The 16,988-nt window shown below is 34.6% G+C and carries 13 protein-coding genes; 6 read left to right on the top strand and 7 right to left on the bottom strand.

Annotated features, from left to right (window positions below; translation table 11 throughout):
- The first annotated feature begins 26 nt into the window (after window positions 1-26).
- Window positions 27-551, top strand: coding sequence for an SRPBCC family protein (locus Fsol_RS01165; RefSeq protein ID WP_108673080.1), 525 nt, complete (start codon window positions 27-29; stop codon window positions 549-551).
- Window positions 552-612: 61 nt separating this feature from the next.
- Entirely contained in the window at window positions 613-2,031 is a 1,419-nt protein-coding gene (locus Fsol_RS01160) for a bifunctional enoyl-CoA hydratase/phosphate acetyltransferase (protein WP_108673079.1), read from the top strand.
- A gap of 13 nt (window positions 2,032-2,044) precedes the next feature.
- Here the strand turns inward: Fsol_RS01160 and Fsol_RS01155 are convergent, their stop codons facing one another.
- The 3 genes from Fsol_RS01155 to Fsol_RS01145 all read right to left on the bottom strand — a co-directional run bounded on the left by Fsol_RS01155 (window position 2,045) and on the right by Fsol_RS01145 (window position 6,294).
- A complete protein-coding gene (locus Fsol_RS01155) occupies window positions 2,045-4,543 on the bottom strand; it encodes an AsmA family protein (RefSeq protein ID WP_108673078.1) in 2,499 nt (832 codons plus the stop codon).
- A gap of 95 nt (window positions 4,544-4,638) precedes the next feature.
- Window positions 4,639-5,577 carry a DMT family transporter gene (locus tag Fsol_RS01150; RefSeq protein WP_108673077.1) on the bottom strand — a complete coding sequence of 313 codons (939 nt, stop codon included), beginning with the start codon at window positions 5,575-5,577 and terminating at the stop codon, window positions 4,639-4,641.
- A 99-nt stretch (window positions 5,578-5,676) separates the two neighbouring features.
- Window positions 5,677-6,294: a DedA family protein gene (locus Fsol_RS01145; protein WP_108673549.1), complete on the bottom strand. Its 618-nt coding sequence runs from the start codon at window positions 6,292-6,294 to the stop codon at window positions 5,677-5,679.
- A gap of 157 nt (window positions 6,295-6,451) precedes the next feature.
- Here Fsol_RS01145 and Fsol_RS01140 point away from each other — a divergent pair, with 157 nt between their 5' ends.
- The 3 genes from Fsol_RS01140 to Fsol_RS01130 are packed head-to-tail and all read left to right on the top strand — an operon-like array spanning window position 6,452 to window position 8,515.
- A complete protein-coding gene (locus Fsol_RS01140; protein WP_108673076.1) occupies window positions 6,452-6,823 on the top strand; it encodes an NADH-quinone oxidoreductase subunit A in 372 nt (123 codons plus the stop codon).
- An 8-nt stretch (window positions 6,824-6,831) separates the two neighbouring features.
- Complete coding sequence (locus tag Fsol_RS01135) at window positions 6,832-7,914, top strand: mechanosensitive ion channel family protein (protein ID WP_158521600.1); 1,083 nt, start codon at window positions 6,832-6,834, stop codon at window positions 7,912-7,914.
- A gap of 25 nt (window positions 7,915-7,939) precedes the next feature.
- Entirely contained in the window at window positions 7,940-8,515 is a 576-nt protein-coding gene (locus Fsol_RS01130) for a peptide deformylase (RefSeq protein ID WP_158521599.1), read from the top strand.
- 15 nt (window positions 8,516-8,530) lie between these two features.
- Here Fsol_RS01130 and Fsol_RS01125 read toward each other — a convergent pair whose 3' ends face one another.
- The 3 genes from Fsol_RS01125 to Fsol_RS01110 all read right to left on the bottom strand — a co-directional run bounded on the left by Fsol_RS01125 (window position 8,531) and on the right by Fsol_RS01110 (window position 12,468).
- Window positions 8,531-8,986, bottom strand: coding sequence for a phospholipase D-like domain-containing protein (locus tag Fsol_RS01125; protein WP_158521598.1), 456 nt, complete (start codon window positions 8,984-8,986; stop codon window positions 8,531-8,533).
- 56 nt (window positions 8,987-9,042) lie between these two features.
- Window positions 9,043-10,326 carry a serine hydroxymethyltransferase gene (gene glyA, locus Fsol_RS01120; protein ID WP_108673072.1) on the bottom strand — a complete coding sequence of 428 codons (1,284 nt, stop codon included), beginning with the start codon at window positions 10,324-10,326 and terminating at the stop codon, window positions 9,043-9,045.
- A 669-nt stretch (window positions 10,327-10,995) separates the two neighbouring features.
- Window positions 10,996-12,468 carry an Npt1/Npt2 family nucleotide transporter gene (locus tag Fsol_RS01110; protein ID WP_108673070.1) on the bottom strand — a complete coding sequence of 491 codons (1,473 nt, stop codon included), beginning with the start codon at window positions 12,466-12,468 and terminating at the stop codon, window positions 10,996-10,998.
- Window positions 12,469-12,595: 127 nt separating this feature from the next.
- Here Fsol_RS01110 and Fsol_RS01105 point away from each other — a divergent pair, with 127 nt between their 5' ends.
- Complete coding sequence (locus Fsol_RS01105; protein ID WP_108673069.1) at window positions 12,596-13,255, top strand: hypothetical protein; 660 nt, start codon at window positions 12,596-12,598, stop codon at window positions 13,253-13,255.
- A gap of 584 nt (window positions 13,256-13,839) precedes the next feature.
- Here the strand turns inward: Fsol_RS01105 and Fsol_RS01100 are convergent.
- Window positions 13,840-16,983 carry an efflux RND transporter permease subunit gene (locus tag Fsol_RS01100; RefSeq protein ID WP_108673068.1) on the bottom strand — a complete coding sequence of 1,048 codons (3,144 nt, stop codon included), beginning with the start codon at window positions 16,981-16,983 and terminating at the stop codon, window positions 13,840-13,842.
- Window positions 16,984-16,988: the final 5 nt, after the last annotated feature.

Raw genomic sequence — 16,988 nt, 5'->3', positions numbered from 1 at the left:
TTCAGAAAATTGATTATAGCTCACATATGAAGCATGTTATATTTATGGAAAAAGATGTATCAGATAAGATTTTCTCAATTTTTCAAAAAATCGCTAATATAGAGGATTACTCAAATTTTATACCGTATTGCTCTAGAGTAATCTATAAAAGATCTGATAAATCGAAGAATGGTGAATTTATCGGTACAGTATATTTTAAGTGGAAAATCTTCCATAAAAGCTTTACGTCACGCGTAACATGTTTTTTTTATACTGATGCTAATATGTGCAATATCCAACTACAGGAAGTTGCATGTAATTTGCATAGAATAAGAGAGATGGAAGATCGTTATTCTCATCATTTATCTTTCATAGAAATGAAAATTCAATCCGACGATTCGCTATTTCACACTATGAATGGAAGTTGGAAATTGAAAAAAAGAGATGAAAATACAACTACTGTATCTTTCACTATGAATGTAAATTTACAGAGCGCAATCTTAAATAAAATTTTCAAACTAAATATCGAAACAGTATGTTCTAAGATCTATAATGCGATAGTAAATCGATAACATCTTGTAAAAATTTATTACATAAGATAACTTTTGTAGAAAGTATGAATATACACTCAAAATGCCACATGATAGTAAACTGCTATCCATAGAAAAGTGCAAACTTGGCATGCAAAAGATAGAAGAGAAACTTGTAGATGAAAATGATATCAATATACTCACACATCTTTTTGGAGATGCTAAGGACTGGACGTTTATATCTCCCGTAACAGCTTCCTACGATTCACAGATATCCTCTGTATATGTATATCTGACATTCTTACAATACATTTTTTCAAATATTGAGACAAAAATTTTTGGCGCAAGTTTGAACTATAAATCTACTTCTTTTAAATGGCTACAGAATGTCTGCGGCATAAAAATAGGAGATAAAATCAAGGTAGAATATACTATACAAGACATTGATAATACTACTGGAGAAATAAAGATCGAAACTGCAGGTTACGTCAATAACATAGCAATCTGTAACGGCACTCTTGTTGTGACGTTGCCGCCACGACCAATAGAGAAAAATATCCATAATTTCCCTAAATTGAGATTGTTAGAAGATAAACTCGGAAAAGGATATGAAGTAATGCTTGAACGCCTTTCTAAAATAGCGACAAAGCCAATGCCTTCAGCCATTATCTTTCCAACGGATTATATATCCTTAGAATTAGCATATGAAGGGAAAAAAGATGGTATTATAGAGCCTATACTAATTGGCCCTAAAGAGAAGATTCTCGATGTTGCACAGTCTAAGCAACTTGATATAAGCGACATAGAAATAATGGATGCAAAAACACATGAGGAAGCAGCTGCAAAAGGAGCTTTTTTAGCAAAAGAACAGCGCATAAATTGCATCATAAAAGGTAATATACATACCGATGATGTTTTACATGCAATTTTAGAAAAAGAAAATAACCTCAGAACTTCAAGAAAGGTATCTCACGTATTTATTATGGGCACTCCAAATTATCGGAAGCCTATTTTCATCACAGATGCGGTAGTAAACATCGCCCCTGATCTTAATGCAAAAGTAGATATCGTACAAAATGCAGTAGATCTGTATATTACATTATTCGTTCGAACGCCAAAAGTTGCTATACTCTCAGCAGTAGAGACTGTAAACATGAAAATGCAATCCACAATAGACGCGACAATACTCTCTAAAATGTCGCAACGTGGACAAATCAAAAATGCTATCGTGGACGGACCATTAGCTTTTGATAATGCTATCTCTAAAGAAGCGGCAATTATAAAAGGCATAAAAAGTGATGTAGCGGGAGATGCAGATATATTCGTAGTACCTGATATAGAATCCGGCAATATATTATTCAAACAAATGAGTTTCTTATCTGATGCAAAAAGTATAGGTATTGTACTTGGCGCTAAAATTCCCATCGTCATAACAAGCAGAGCAGAAGGAGATGTAGTATCTAGAAAAGCATCGTGTGCACTAGCATACTTACAATATCTCAGCACAACAAAAGCTAAATAATTGTACTATCTTTTCATTGACTGCTATCTATGAAGATACGGCGAAAGTCGTAATATATACTAAAGACTGGTATCTTACCTTCAATTTCTAACGGTAAGTATACTGGTTTTGCTTTGTTATTAATAAAAGAGAATTGCCATTGTAATTTAAGCATTTTCTCCCATAATGCCCAAGTAACAGCATAAGAGCCGCTAATACCGTTTGCGTGCACAGCGCCATCAGTAACAATACCTATACCGTTGTCAATCTCTATAGTACAACTAGCGTCTTCAAAATACGTCTTATTTCGATTTAGCAACTGAATCGCTTTGTCTTTATCAAAATTTGCAGCAGTAATACTATTAACGTATTTAATAAAAGATAATATATCCAAATTATATATCGATATCGCTTTTCCTTGCATCGTTACTTGTCCAGATAAACCACGATAAAATGATGGCTTATATAACCCTTCAGTTTTAATAAGTCCGTTAATGCTGATAAAGCCATCTACTACCGTATTATCATCTAATAAAAATCGTGATATAATCGACGGATCAATATTCGATATTCCGAAAGCTATTTCATAACGAGGTAAGTCTCGCGCTAAACTAATATTAGCCTGTAGATCGAAATCGCCATTATCAAAGTTACCACGTAAATTACGAATTGTTATAATGCCCTCATCATTTTGAGATTGCATTACTACGTTATTTATTCTGTTATCACCTAAAAACCATCCAGTGACGGAATCGCAATTTATATCTATTTGATGATCGAAAAATCCGACATTCATCAAATGTATTACGTCATCAGCATCTATATCTTTGGATAAAGCAATTACTTCCGGAGAAAGCTTTTTATAACTACTCGCATCAGCTAGAAACTTCGACAGAGTAGAAGGTATAAAATTGAGATTTACATATTTAATATCTCCATTTAAAGCAAAACTAGGTCTATATTTAGCAACAGAAATTGCAAAATTCATAGTACTTAAAAGTTCACGCTCTTCACTTAATTGTGAAAATTCTCCCGAAATGCCATCTTTTTCTGCAATCACATGCAATAATATGCCGTTATCTTCCGATTGCTGTAACGTCACATGATCTGCAATTAAATAAAAATGTATCTGATCTTTTACATCTCTTAAGAGTTGCAGATATTGGCATTTCTGCGCGAAAGTTTCACCAGTTGTATCATAATCCGTAAGATATGCGCATGAGAAAAAATCAGATAGAATATCGTGTTGCAAAGAAAGCATTAACTTATCTGTAGAATGCACAATAAGCCACTCTGCATCTCCTCTCCATCCTTGATGCGCTACAATATGAGTGCGAAAGGTATTAGCATTCTTATCATCAATAATGATATTGGATAAATACAAAAATGATGGAAAAATGGAAATATTACAATTCGATGTAGCGTTATCAAGCTTATATGTAAGATTAGAATTGACGAATGCTATGCCAATGCCATCAACATCTTCGAATCCGTAACCACCGGAATGAAGAGCAATGTCTTTAGAATCAAAAGATGCACTATAAGCGCTACCACGCTCGTCAGAAAGTACATTAACACTTAAAGTAGCACCATCTTTTTCATCTACAAATTGTAAATCCATACTTGCTTTTACAGCCATTGTCAGTACTGCATTCGATATAAAATCATTCAGTAACTGTATCCATTCTCTATTTTTATAGATCTCTTCAAGATCGATATTATTAGGAAATTCTATCGGCAATGACAAGTTTGATAATATCATATTCTCTTTAAAATCAACATGTAGGAAATTTTCCCATTCTTCGTATAAATATTCGTGCGATTTGCTGTTTATCTTCATAAGATTGATATACGCTTCATCATTACTATTTTGAAATTTCAGTAAATATTTCATTATTTCTTCACCTTTATCGGAAATTATCATCTCCACAAAATCCTTTTTATTATGCTTCTTAAAACTAATTTTCATACTCGCTAGAGTTATATCTATGTTCTGATCAGCAAATGTCAGAGAAAAACTATACTTGCCATGATCGGATTTCATGCGAATCTCTCCTTCATACTGAAAGTCGTGAGCATTTTGATATCCATCAAGCACTGTAATATCGGGAAATTTATCAGATGAACTATATATCAATTTCACATTATGCAACTCTACATTCTCAGTAGAAGGCAATTCTTTAACGATAGAATTAAGATATAAATCGCCATCTGTTATGGTAATTTTATATTTTTGCTCATTAAAGATAGAGGCAAGAAAAGTAAAAATGTTGTACTGAATACGTATTTCTTTAGCAGTGACAATTTTTTCACTTTTACTGTCGTATAGTAGAGCATTTGAAAATCTTATTTCTGGAAAATATGAAATAAACAGCTGTAGATCACTCGCCGCAATCTTGTATCCTCGTTTCTCAATTGATTCATATATCGATTCTCTTACTACAATAAAGTCAACAGAAAAGCCAAAATACAGTATCGAAAGCATACTACACAACGCAATCAATGCAACTACCTTATAGAAGCTATTCTGCATTACAGTGGAGCACTATCGTAGGTAAAGAGAGTATAAAATTTTTCTCTTTATAATTCAATATTATAAAGACAATATATATTATCTATACAATAGAATTACTTATTAACTACTTCGCTTTCAATACTATGCTTTATTTGTTTAAGTCCATATTTAGTTCTTGCTTCACTGTATATCATAAACACACCACCTGCTATTATCATAATACATCCAGCAACTGTCATTACGGTAAGATTCTGCCCGAGAAAAAAGTATGCTAATAAAGCCGTAAATATCAATCTAGTGTAATCGAAAGGAAATACCACAGAAACTGGAGATAGTTTAAAAGCTTTAAAAAATGAGACAATATGCACTACGTGTGCAGCACCCATCAATAAAATATATGGTATATAGCTTAAATCTATACTCCAAGCATGACGAAACGCTAACGGAATAGAAAATGCAGTACCAAGAAAAACATTATAAAATAACTGAGTTGCAGTTCTTTCAGTATTACCAAGCATCTTTATAAAGATGTTATTCGCACCCCAGCAGAGTAGTGCAAATATCAAGTATACATAACCTATTAGCGGAGTGTATTTACTGCTATAACTACTTGAAAAAACTAAAATATTACCTATAAGACCGCATAATATAAAAACTATTGTACCAGTATGATACTTTTCCTTAAATAGAACAACGCTTAATACTGTAACGATCAACGGCTCAAGATACGTAAAAGCGGCTACCTCAGTCGTATTCACATATAAGATTGAATGATAGAACAGTAAAGAGCCTAAAAATGCACTCAAGCCGCGCATGAAATGCAGTCCTATTCTAGACGTTTTTAGTACACTCAAACTTCTATGCTTGTAGAATATCCAAGGAATACTGCAAACAAAAACAATAGACTTGTACAGAAACGTTAACTGCTCTGCTTCAAATACAACTCTCAGTTTCTTGCTGCACGTATACAACACAGAAAGAGAGAATGCATTCAATAACATCAGCAGTATACCTGGCACATTATTGCGCAATTCTTGCGGATTATTTTTCATCAGACTTTCTATTTTAAAATACGAGTCTGAAAACTCTCACATCTCGACACAATGATGATAACAACTCATACAGCAATATTCAACGTAGTAATACGGTTATTACTTTCTTTTAAATATCGTCTCTATTCTTCCTTTCATTACACATAAAGCACTCTTCAATGGCTTACGTAAGATATAGAAGGTGACACCAATCGTCATAAAAGCAACTATGTAATTCAAGTATCCAAAATACTTCGCAATTAGCGCAGCATTATCGCCCATTAAGTATCCTATAAACACAAGAGTAGTTACCCATATTCCGCCTCCTATACTACTATACAGGCAAAATATACTCATCGGCATTCTCGATAATCCTGCAGGTATAGAAATAAAATGCTTTACTCCTGGCATAATTCTCCCTATGAAAACTGACACTCTTCCGTATTCTTGGAAAAAAAACTCTACTTTTTTCATCGCGCTTTCGGATATAAAAAAGTATGAACCGTATTTTTTTATAAATTTCGCACCGTACTTATAAGAGACGTAATAACTGATAAATGCACCGCAAAAATTTCCAGAAATCCCGGAAATTAAAATTAAAGGCAAGCTAAAAACGCCCTGCGCAGCCAAATATCCTGCAGGAATCATCGTAATCTCGTTTGGAATTGGTACTAAAGTGCCTTCTACTACAGAAGTAATAAAAATCCCTACATACCCTAAGCTTTTAATTAGCAGCATGAAATTATAAAAGAAAACCTTTACCAGGAGTACAGAACTATGAAAGAATTCCAATAACATCGAATGAGAACACCAAGGAGCTTTTTATGCAATAATATAGATATTTATCGCATAGTCATCTATTATTCACTATAAAGTTTTTAATCTCACGTTAGCAATGCTTGCTCATGATATAATCCTCAGCTATCAGCCTGTAGCGGTATTTTTTTTGATAGTGGTACTCATTAGCACAGTGGCGAATGCGCTTCCATTTTTACTTACGAAAACGAACTACTATAAAGCAAAGATTTCAGAGTATGAATGCGGATTACCTCCTGTTGGAAGAAATAGACGTGATACACATATAGGATTTTACTCAGTCGCGACATTGTTTATAATATTCGACGTGGAAATCTGCATGCTTTTTCCTTTGGCAATAGGCATTGGACATATTACACCATTTGCATTCAAAATTGGATTATTCTTCGTTAGCTTATTAGGCATTGGATTGATATACGAGATATTCAAAGAAGCAATTCGTATTCATTAATGACGCTTATGTTGGATATTTTTTCCTTCTTATACACCTCGATATTGGAAGAATATCGAACGGTTATTGCCAATGGACTTCATATCGCTATTACAATTTCATGGGCAGCGATTATTTTATATGTATTATCCTTAGCGAGAAAGATCTTACCTCTATACAAAAGCAGAAAGCACTCACCATTATCGAGTTATTGGTATAGAATTGCTCTAAGCGGCTATACTCCGCTACGTATATTAATAATGGTAATTGCAATAGGGAAAGTAGCCACTATGCTTATGCCAAAGTATGAATTTGTAAATAAGACAGTACATATAGCGTGCATCTTGCTTACAGTAAATTTCGTAATAAGAGTAATAAAAATTACGGAAAAATTCATAATTCACCATACTCCAGCATTTCTATCAAATAGCGACATAGTACTTGATAAACCAACGATAGATGTAGCTTCTAAGTTCATTTCAGCAATAATAGTACTGTTCGGCGCATTTGCAATATTGAAGACCTTTGGTCTCAGCATAGAGGGATTGATGGCGTTTAGCGGAATAAGTGGGATCATTATTGCAGTAGCCTCAAGAGACTGGCTTAGCGGCGTGGTTGGCACATTAAGTATTTATGCCGATCAACAATTTAAAATAGGACATAAAATCAAACTATTGGATAATAGGTTGTTACAGCCGGAAGGCACAGTAGAAAGAATTAATTGGAGATTTACACACTTAAGAGGAATAGATAACAAGAGTATATGCATCCCTAACCTTCTTTTTATCTCCACTCCAGTAGAAAATGCATCAAAGATCACAAAAGTAAATATTACTTTCAATATCTATATCTCTACCGCTTCTATAGATACCGTTTTAAGATTTCATGAAAGGTTCAACGCAGAACTTAGAGATACAATCGATATAATTACTGAAGAACAATTGCCAATCTCAATATCAGAAGCTACAAGTAAGAGAACATTATTTAAATGCAATACGTTTTTCGAAAAAAAAGATATTAATACTGCAGATCGAATGAAATTGTTAATCACTACAGTTATTAATAGAATATGCGATGATTTAAATATCGAATACGAAGTTAATTTTTTATGAGGAGTACGCAATGCTACTATCAACCATGCCTAAACTAAATCTCGAAATTGTAAAAGCACCTAATGAGATATTATATCAAGAGTCTAAATACATACATGAAGTAACCGAGGAAGTAAGAACGCTTTTTGTAGAAATGTACCAATACCTTATTAGTACAAAAAACGGCATTGGATTAGCAGCTGTTCAAGTAGGGTATCTAGTCAAGTTGATCATTTTACATCAAGAAAATTTCGACGTAGAGTGCGCCTCTCATGACTTACAGTATGAACAGATAATGGCACTAGAAGAAAAGCACCCTATCGTTATGCTAAATCCTAGGGTGATACAAAATTCTGATCACTATACCGAATTTGAAGAAGGATGTTTATCCTTTCCCGGATTATTTGTAAAAGTCAAAAGACCAGCAGAAGTAATAGTCGAGTACGAAGATATGAAAATGCGTACCAAAACACTACAGTTATCGCATTCAATATTATCGGTATGTGTGCAACATGAAATAGATCATACAAACGGTACAGTGTTCTTAGATCGTCTTTCTCCTCTGAAACGCTCTCTAGCGTTGCAAAAATACAAGAAATTATGCAGTGCAGCTGAGGATTAGTATCGCTTATGTATCTTATTCATACATTTTCCATAGTTCTTCGAATCTTCTCATATACTGAGATATTATTCTTTTTCTTTTATCTACAATACAATTTTCTGAATTATCGTTTGTAGCAGATTCTGTCCAGTTATAGCTACCAGTCAGCATAATAGTTCGATCGAATATACCAAATTTATTATGCTCAATTTTCACTTTCTTATTTACTCTTACTTTGAAATTGAGAGCGCGTAATGCAGAAATAAGAGAAAATCTACTACTACTCTGTGATTTATCTGAAATAACTCTAATTGCTACACCGCGTTTTTTAGCTTTTACAAGCGCTTTATATATTTTTACATTAGTTAGCGAATATACAGCAATATCTATTGAGTATCGCGCTTTATCAGTAAGCTCAACGATATTGTTTTCGCAACAACTAGATGGAGAAAAACACACACTTTTCAACGCAAACGATACATGTACTCGCATGCAGAATACACAAGCAATAAGCGTCAATAAACAAAATCGAAAAGTAGATTTTTTCTTCATTCTCTTTCATATAAGTCTTTATATAACGGATATCTTGCGCATATAACTTTCACTCGTTCATGAACATCTTTCGCACAAGAAGTTTGTAAGAATTCATCTACATCATTTGTATCTTTCAGCGCGTTTATACAATCTGCTATAGAAGAGGCTATTTCGCAACATATAGCAGCTGTCATACCTCTCGTCGTAATAGCTGGAGTACCTATTCTCACGCCGGATGCATAAGCAGGCTTCAATTCATCAAATGGTATACTATTCTTGTTACATGTAATACCTATACCGCTCAATGCTCTTGATAAAGTTACTCCATGTACTCCATGTTTTCTAAGATCTAGCAACACCATATGAGAATCAGTACCGCCAGTAATTGTATCCACTCCAACTTCTGCAAAACGTGCAGCCATAGCTTTGGCATTTTTCACTACATTTTCAGCATACTGCTTAAAATCGTGCGACATTGCTTCTTTGAACGCAATAGCTTTTGCAGCAATGATATGCATCAAAGGTCCTCCTTGGATTCCAGGAAAAACTGCACTATTTATTGATTTGCTCAATGCACCATCATTCCATAATATCATACCGCCTCGCGGTCCTCTCAATGTTTTGTGCGTAGTAGCCGTCGCTACATGCGCATAAGGAAACGGATCAGGGTATAACTTCGCCGCTATCAATCCTGCATAATGCGCTACGTCAGCCATAAGATAAGCATCAACAGAGTCTGCTATTTCTCGGAATTTCTTGAAATCTATAATCCGAGGATAAGCCGAATAACCAGCAATTATAAGTTTTGGTTTTTCTCTTTGCGCAATATCATATATACGATCGTAGTCTAGCATATGTGTTTCTGCATTCAGCTTATAATGAACTACATTAAACCACTTTCCTGACATACTAACATCGCTACCATGTGTAAGATGTCCACCACAATCTAAAGATAAACTCATGAGTTTATCGTATGGCTTTAATAAAGCCGTAAAAATTGCTTGATTTGCTTGAGTACCTGAGTGAGGCTGAACATTCGCAAAAGTACAATTAAAGAGTAGTTTCGCTCTATGAATTGCAAGTGCTTCCACTTCATCTACGAACTCGCATCCATCATAATATCTTTTTCTTGGATATCCTTCTGCATACTTATTTGTCAGCACAGAACCACATGCCGCAAGTACGGCTTTACTTACAAAATTTTCCGATGCAATCAATTCAATAGAATCCTGTTGTCTGTGTAATTCATTCAATATAATTTCGTAAACTTCGCGATCGGCTTCTTTTATGCTATTCATCTCTTTTCTAAAACTTCATCTTAATTGTTTCATCACACGTTAAATCAACTTCATCACCGAAGCAACATTTCAAATACTTCTCAATATACATTCTACTTTAGATCGCGCAGCATTTAGGGAAATTGAGAAAAAAGAGAATCGCTAAAGAGTATTATGGAACACGCATATCAACATCTTATTAGAATGTGAGGAGGCTTTATCTCTTTCTTTTAACCTCAGAAGCGTTATTAAAAGCATTTCATCTACTATCAAAAATACTTCATTTATCAAAGAGACTACTATTTCGAGATGCTTAGATTCACAAAAGGATTTAAAGGAGAAAATTAAAAACGGTAATATAGCGAGATTTAGAGGAAGAATTATCACATAGAAAAGACCTTACTATGCGCTTTTACAGTACTTCTCAAGAAAGAGGAAAGAATAAGATACTACACTGCAGTGCAGCACATTTATCAAAGAGACTACTATTTTGAGATGCTTAGATTCACAAAAGGATTTAAAGGAGAAAAATTGAAAACAGTAATATAGCAAGATTTAGAAGAAAATTATCACATAGAAAAGACCTTACTATGCGCTTTTACAGTACTTCCAAAGAAAGAGGAAAGAATAAGATACTACACTGAAGTGCAGCATACTCACTGTATGCTACACATCTCGTGCTTGAAGCAATTAAGCTTCTCCAGTTTCGCTAATTTTTTGCGCTCTTCTTTCTTCAAATTTCTCAGACATAGGGAAAATAGCGATAATCCAAGGTATACATATCAATATTGACGTCCATAGCAACGCATCTTGTATATTAACTATACTAGGCGCAGTAGCTGGACTATACACCACTACATATAACCAAAGCAGAAACTGCTGCCATAATCCACCGAAACCCTTCCCTGTTCTACCTCCAAGCACACTTACTACTGCCTTCCCTCTAGTCCGCAACTCTTCTCCTAATACTGTATATACTCTTTCTAAAGATGAATCAAAGAGAGGGTATTTAGCTCCTTTTCCTACAACGTTTTGTATTGCACCACACACCGCTATTACCTGTACAGCTTTAATTCCGATATACGTCGCGATCCACGTCTCAACGCTACTAGAAAATTTTATACAAGCAAAGAATAGTATTGCAGTACCAAGTATGATGCTAGGTGTCATCAATGCTATAGTACGCCATTTCAGTTTCTTACCGATATAAGAGCCGAATAAACCGAAAAGTATCGCAGAACCTGCGGTCCACATTTGCACCTGAGAACTGAATATAAAGTAAGCGGTCTTACCAGCAAAAGCCATAGCTGCGTATTTTTTATACACTCCTTCTATAGTGTTAAAAGCTATCCCGTATGCGAGAACAAAAAGAACCAAAAACCCTATTTCTGGACTTTTCATAATAAAGGAAATACTTTCCTTAAAACTCATTTTTATTTTTTCTCCTTTAAATCCTTTTGTAAAATTAATTGTGCTACTACCTACCACACCTTTCAGTCTTTCTATGCAAAATGCTAAGATAGCGGTAGAAGCAACACATCCTATTCCTACATTTGCTAATACAACATCCCAGCTTTTCATCACTTTCTCTCCATTCTCTCCAACCGAAGCTACAGATATGATGGAAGAAAACTGTCCTGAAGCGAACAATCCAACTTGTGCCGCAATACCTAATTTAGGGTAGAGTCCAGGCGCTTCATCAGTGCCTGTAATTTGATTTGCGATTTGCCAAAATAACAACGAAAGCATGAACGTACCGTACAATTCTGCTGTGAGATAATAGAATGACACAACCCAATAACGTACAACTCCTATTGGATAGTAAAGAGACGGAAATTTTTCTTGATACTCTGCTAAGCCATCGAAGAAATAATCTGTATATGTATCATTTATTATGAAACCATACACTATTACGATGGCGCCAAAGATCAGATTGAAGAGGTGATACGTATGTACTCTGTTGAGTTTTTTCGATATCTGCATGTAAAACACCATAGCGAATGCTGCTACTGGAAGCACCACAAAGGATTTTATCGCACTCAAGAACTCTGGTGCTATATCTACAACAAACGAATCTTTTATACTCCTTAATATGCTATACTGAAAGACAGTGAATACTATCATCACAGTAAGCAATAAGTTTTTCTCTAGAGATTTTCTCATTTTTTATATTAACTAACACTAATACTGAGAATAATATACGTATATAGTCTTTTAAAAAGCAACTAGAATATCGAGAAAATCTATTATATCCTGTGAAGAAACAGGTGAATTAATATTTTTTAAGCTTGTGAACAAAAATCTGGATGTATTCGATGATATTCTCGCAGAAGAAATATCAGAAAGGTGGCAGAGAGTGATGAAACTTGCCAGTATAGTGATTTCATTAGGATTCATATGTATTGCTGTTTTCATAGGTGTAAAGCAATTCTATGATTATAAGAAGACGCGTGACGCCAAAGCTGACGCTGTTCTCTTCACTGATATGCTGTATGAAAATCCATCCGAAGATGATTTACAGCGGAAAAATATGCAATATAAGACCGATGCATACATTGGACTGTATGAAAACTATAAATTAGGATTAATATTAAGAAATTATGAACCGGTAAAAGCAATTGTAAAATGTCAAAAAATTGCTGACTTAAAAATTGATGAAGGTATCACAGAGTATAACAGATTTCTCGCGTATTCATTACGCTTGAGAAGTGGTATTGCAAAGAATGACGACACTGTGATAACGCATAACGTCTCGGTATATCACATACTGCAAGACATGATGAAAATGTCTCTATATACTGCGCACAATGATGGTGAAAATGTACTCGCTACATCTTCAAAGCTAATCAGCTCCTTTCATTTAAGTGATGAGTTGCGTATGGCTGTTAATGAAATTACAAGCTATATCATTATTGGTAGTGATACGAATAAGAAAGGCAATCTCAAGTAAAATGTGTGCCAGAAAGTTCGAAATGTTGCTTTGGTAATGAAGTTGACTTAACGTGTAAGAAAAGCAATTAAGAGGAAGTTTTAGAAAAGAGATGAACGGCATAAAAAAGCTGAACATGAAGTTCATGAAATTATATTGAATGAATTACGCAAGCAACAGGATTTTGTTGAGTTGATTGTATCGGAAATTTTGTAAGTAAGGCCGTATTTGCAGTCATATGACCTTATGATGGTAGTATGTAGAGAGATGGTGAAAATCCCCTTATAAACATCGCTAAAATGCACTTTTAATACTTAAACGAAGACTATGTGCTCGTTATATATTCTGCTACAACGCCTACATCTGCATCGAGTGCTTTGAAGAAATATTGCAATACCTTTTATCTTTTCTCGACTATAAACGACATACTTATCGTATAAGGCAAGATATCGAAGCACTAATATAAATATTTATCATACACACAAAATGCAAAACGCTACTCGATCTAAGTAGGTAAACATCCTAAATACGCGAGAAAAACACACCATTCGTAACAACTATCAGAATACACTTTATCGTACTAAAATGCGCTTAACTAAATTGCATCATGAAGTAATACCTTCTTTCTGAACTTCTTCGTCTTGTGGTTGTAGCTCATCCTCTTTTTCAAATCTTTTTCCTAAGAGAATCATACACGGTGTGAAAAATAGCGTAAGAATGGTTGCAAACGTTAATCCTCCAGCAATTGAAGCCGATAACTGCTTCCACCATTGACTTGATGGCGCATCATATAGCACTTCTCTATCTATAATATTTATCGTTAATCCAAGTACTAAAGGCAGCAAACCAAGTATCGCAGTAGAAGCAGTCAAAGTAATAGGCCTAAATCTCTGTACAGCTGCTCTAATTGCTGCATCTTCTATAGTATGTCCTAATTTACGTAAATGCTGATAAGTATCAATTAATATAATATTATTATTCAATACTATTCCAGAAAGCGCTATAATACCAATGCCGCACATTACAACGCCAAAAGCTTGATTAGAAAGCATAAGTCCTAAAAGCACTCCTCCTGTAGAAAGTACAACAGAACTCATGACTACCAATGCATTATAGAAACTATTGAATTGCGTAAGCATTACAACAAACATCATAATAATGGCAGATAAAAAAGCACTTCCAAGAAAGCTGCCACTTTCTTTTTGACTTTCAAGATCTCCATGCACAATTATCGACATTTGCTGTTCTCCTAATTCAGAAAACCATTGCTGAATCAGCTCAATCTGTTTTTCTGGAATTACTCCAGGTTTTACATCACTTTGAATTGTGATTGCTCTAACACAATCCACATGCAGTATCTCAGAACGCTTCTGAGTAGCTTTAGTTTCTGCTAAGCATTCTAGAGGCACACTACCACTTCCATAAGGTATTCTGACATTTTTAATCCAATCTATATTTCTGTATTCCTCTGGAAATCTCACTACGATATCGATTTCATTGTCATAATCCTTGGTGATATACTTAGATACCAGCAATCCTCCAGTGGCCATTTGCACAATCTGTCCAACATTAGCCGCGGTAATATTATATTTTGCCGCCAATCTTCTATTCACATTTATTCTATATTCTAACCCTTCAGAAGGTTCAGAAGTCTCCACATCTACAAATTTATCGTCTTTCTTCATCAGTGTCACTATGTGAGTTGTAGCTTTCTTAATACTATTCCAATCATCTCCTCTAATACTGAACCATATCGGTTTTCCGGATTTTGGCCCTGAATCTCCGGAAAGTACTTCAAATTTTATACCTTTTACAGTCTTCACAGCTTTTTTGACATCTTCTTGAATCACTTGTGCCTTTCTTCTCGTTTTCCAGTCTACAAACTCCATATCTATGGTAGCAATTGTATCATCCTTGAGATTTTGAGAACGAGCATCTGCAACTATTTTCGTATAAAAATGTTTAATCTCTTTAAAATGTGCAATTTTAGACTCTACTTCTGCCGCTATTAGATCTCTTTGCTTCATTGACAAATTACCCGAAGAACGTATCACAAGTAAGGAATTTTTTGGCTCTATATCTGGGAAAAATTCAAAGCCTTTGCTAAAAAAGCCAAAAACTACATATATACCTATTATACCAGCAAATAATAAGATGATTGATCGTTTTGGTTTAGAAGTAAGCTTTATAAGTACGTTATAGTAAGCCTTATATATTCCTTGTAAATCAGATAATGCACCATTTTCGGAAGCATATATTTCATTAACTTTTTTACTATCTATGTTAGTCGGTTTCTTTATGAGAATTGCGCCAATGGATGGTTGAAAGAATAATGCAAATAATAACGAGCAAGTAAGTATCATAGTGACAGTAATTGGCATGTATTTCATGAAATTACCTACTACGCCAGGCCAAAATAGAAGCGGTAAAAACACTATTATCTTTACTAAAGTTGAAGTTACTATCGGCCATAACATCCTCTTTGCGGCATTTAGAAAAGCTTTTGAAGGAAGTTCACCTTCAGTAATTTTTCTATCTGCATATTCACTAACAACAATTGCATCATCTACCACCATTCCTATTGATAAGATCAAACTGAATAAAACTATTATGTTCAAGGTATATCCACACATGTATAAGAGTAGTATCGTGGCGAAAAATGAAGCTGGTAGAGAAAATGCCACAAGAATAGAAGAGCCGAGTCCCATAGTGGAAAACACTATTAACAATACCAATAAACCAGCTAATAATATTCCGTTTTCTAGATCGGAAAGAGTTTCTTTTATCTCATTAGCTTCATCATTTGAGTAAGTAATATGCAAGTTCTTCGGTAAATTTTGTTTTGCAGATTCTACAAGATTCTTTATCTTCTCTAGCGTATTGATGATATTTGCACCATTTCTCTTCGAAACTGCTAATGCTATTACCGGCTTTCCGTTTATCCTAGCTATTGTAGTACTATCTTTGAACGAGTATTTAACTTCTCCTATATCTCTTATCTTTACTACCGCGCCATTATAATTCGCTATCGGAAAATCCAAAAGCTCTTCATATGTCTCAATAAGATTCTTTATCTTAATTTGATACGCACCTCCTCCATTGTCTATTTTTCCCGCCGTGATAAGCATATTGTTCTTACTAATAAACTCCCCTACCATCGATGGATTGAGATTATACAATCCTAATTTACTCGGCTTAACCAATATCTCCACAAGAGGCACTCTATCTCCACTGATATCCACTTCCAATACTTCAGGAATCATTTTAATTCTATTCTTCATCTCTCTTCCTATAGAAATCAGAGTTCTCTGATCGAGATCGCCGGATAAAATCACATTCAATACCGGAAATAAGCTAAGATCTACCTGCTGTATCACTGGAGTATCTGCATCTTTCGGAAGCTGATTCTTTGTGTCATCTACTTTATTACGTACATCTTCAAGTGCTTTGTCTTGATCTACATTGCTATTAAATTCCAATATAATTGAAGCGCTGCCCTCATACGCATGAGATGTAATATGCTTAATACCGGAAATACTGCGTAATGCAGTTTCTAGAGGCTTGACTATAAGTTGCTCTGAATCTTCCGGAGATATTCCTTGCTGCATCACAAGCATGTATATCACGGGTATCTTCACATCCGGATTATTCTCTTTAGGTATCTTAAGATACGATAGATATCCTACAAAAATAGAAAAGAGTAACAACACTACTGTCGTTCTCTTATGCTGCGTAAAAAAATCCAACATGAGGA

The sequence above is a fragment of the Candidatus Fokinia solitaria genome (assembly GCF_003072485.1).
GTDB classification, from domain to species: Bacteria; Pseudomonadota; Alphaproteobacteria; order Rickettsiales; family Midichloriaceae; genus Fokinia; species Fokinia solitaria.
The sequence above is the reverse complement of the archived record's forward strand: the minus strand, read 5'-3'. Positions and strand labels throughout refer to the sequence as shown.

Coding starts and splice junctions, on each gene's coding strand:
- Fsol_RS01165 (WP_108673080.1), top strand. CDS start 27: ATGAAGCATGTTATATTTATGGAAAAAGATGTATCAGATAAGATTTTC.
- Fsol_RS01160 (WP_108673079.1), top strand. CDS start 613: ATGCCACATGATAGTAAACTGCTATCCATAGAAAAGTGCAAACTTGGC.
- Fsol_RS01155 (WP_108673078.1), bottom strand. CDS start 4,543: ATGCAGAATAGCTTCTATAAGGTAGTTGCATTGATTGCGTTGTGTAGT.
- Fsol_RS01150 (WP_108673077.1), bottom strand. CDS start 5,577: ATGAAAAATAATCCGCAAGAATTGCGCAATAATGTGCCAGGTATACTG.
- Fsol_RS01145 (WP_108673549.1), bottom strand. CDS start 6,294: ATGCTGCTAATTAAAAGCTTAGGGTATGTAGGGATTTTTATTACTTCT.
- Fsol_RS01140 (WP_108673076.1), top strand. CDS start 6,452: ATGCTTGCTCATGATATAATCCTCAGCTATCAGCCTGTAGCGGTATTT.
- Fsol_RS01135 (WP_158521600.1), top strand. CDS start 6,832: ATGTTGGATATTTTTTCCTTCTTATACACCTCGATATTGGAAGAATAT.
- Fsol_RS01130 (WP_158521599.1), top strand. CDS start 7,940: ATGCCTAAACTAAATCTCGAAATTGTAAAAGCACCTAATGAGATATTA.
- Fsol_RS01125 (WP_158521598.1), bottom strand. CDS start 8,986: ATGCGAGTACATGTATCGTTTGCGTTGAAAAGTGTGTGTTTTTCTCCA.
- glyA (WP_108673072.1), bottom strand. CDS start 10,326: ATGAATAGCATAAAAGAAGCCGATCGCGAAGTTTACGAAATTATATTG.
- Fsol_RS01110 (WP_108673070.1), bottom strand. CDS start 12,468: ATGAGAAAATCTCTAGAGAAAAACTTATTGCTTACTGTGATGATAGTA.
- Fsol_RS01100 (WP_108673068.1), bottom strand. CDS start 16,983: ATGTTGGATTTTTTTACGCAGCATAAGAGAACGACAGTAGTGTTGTTA.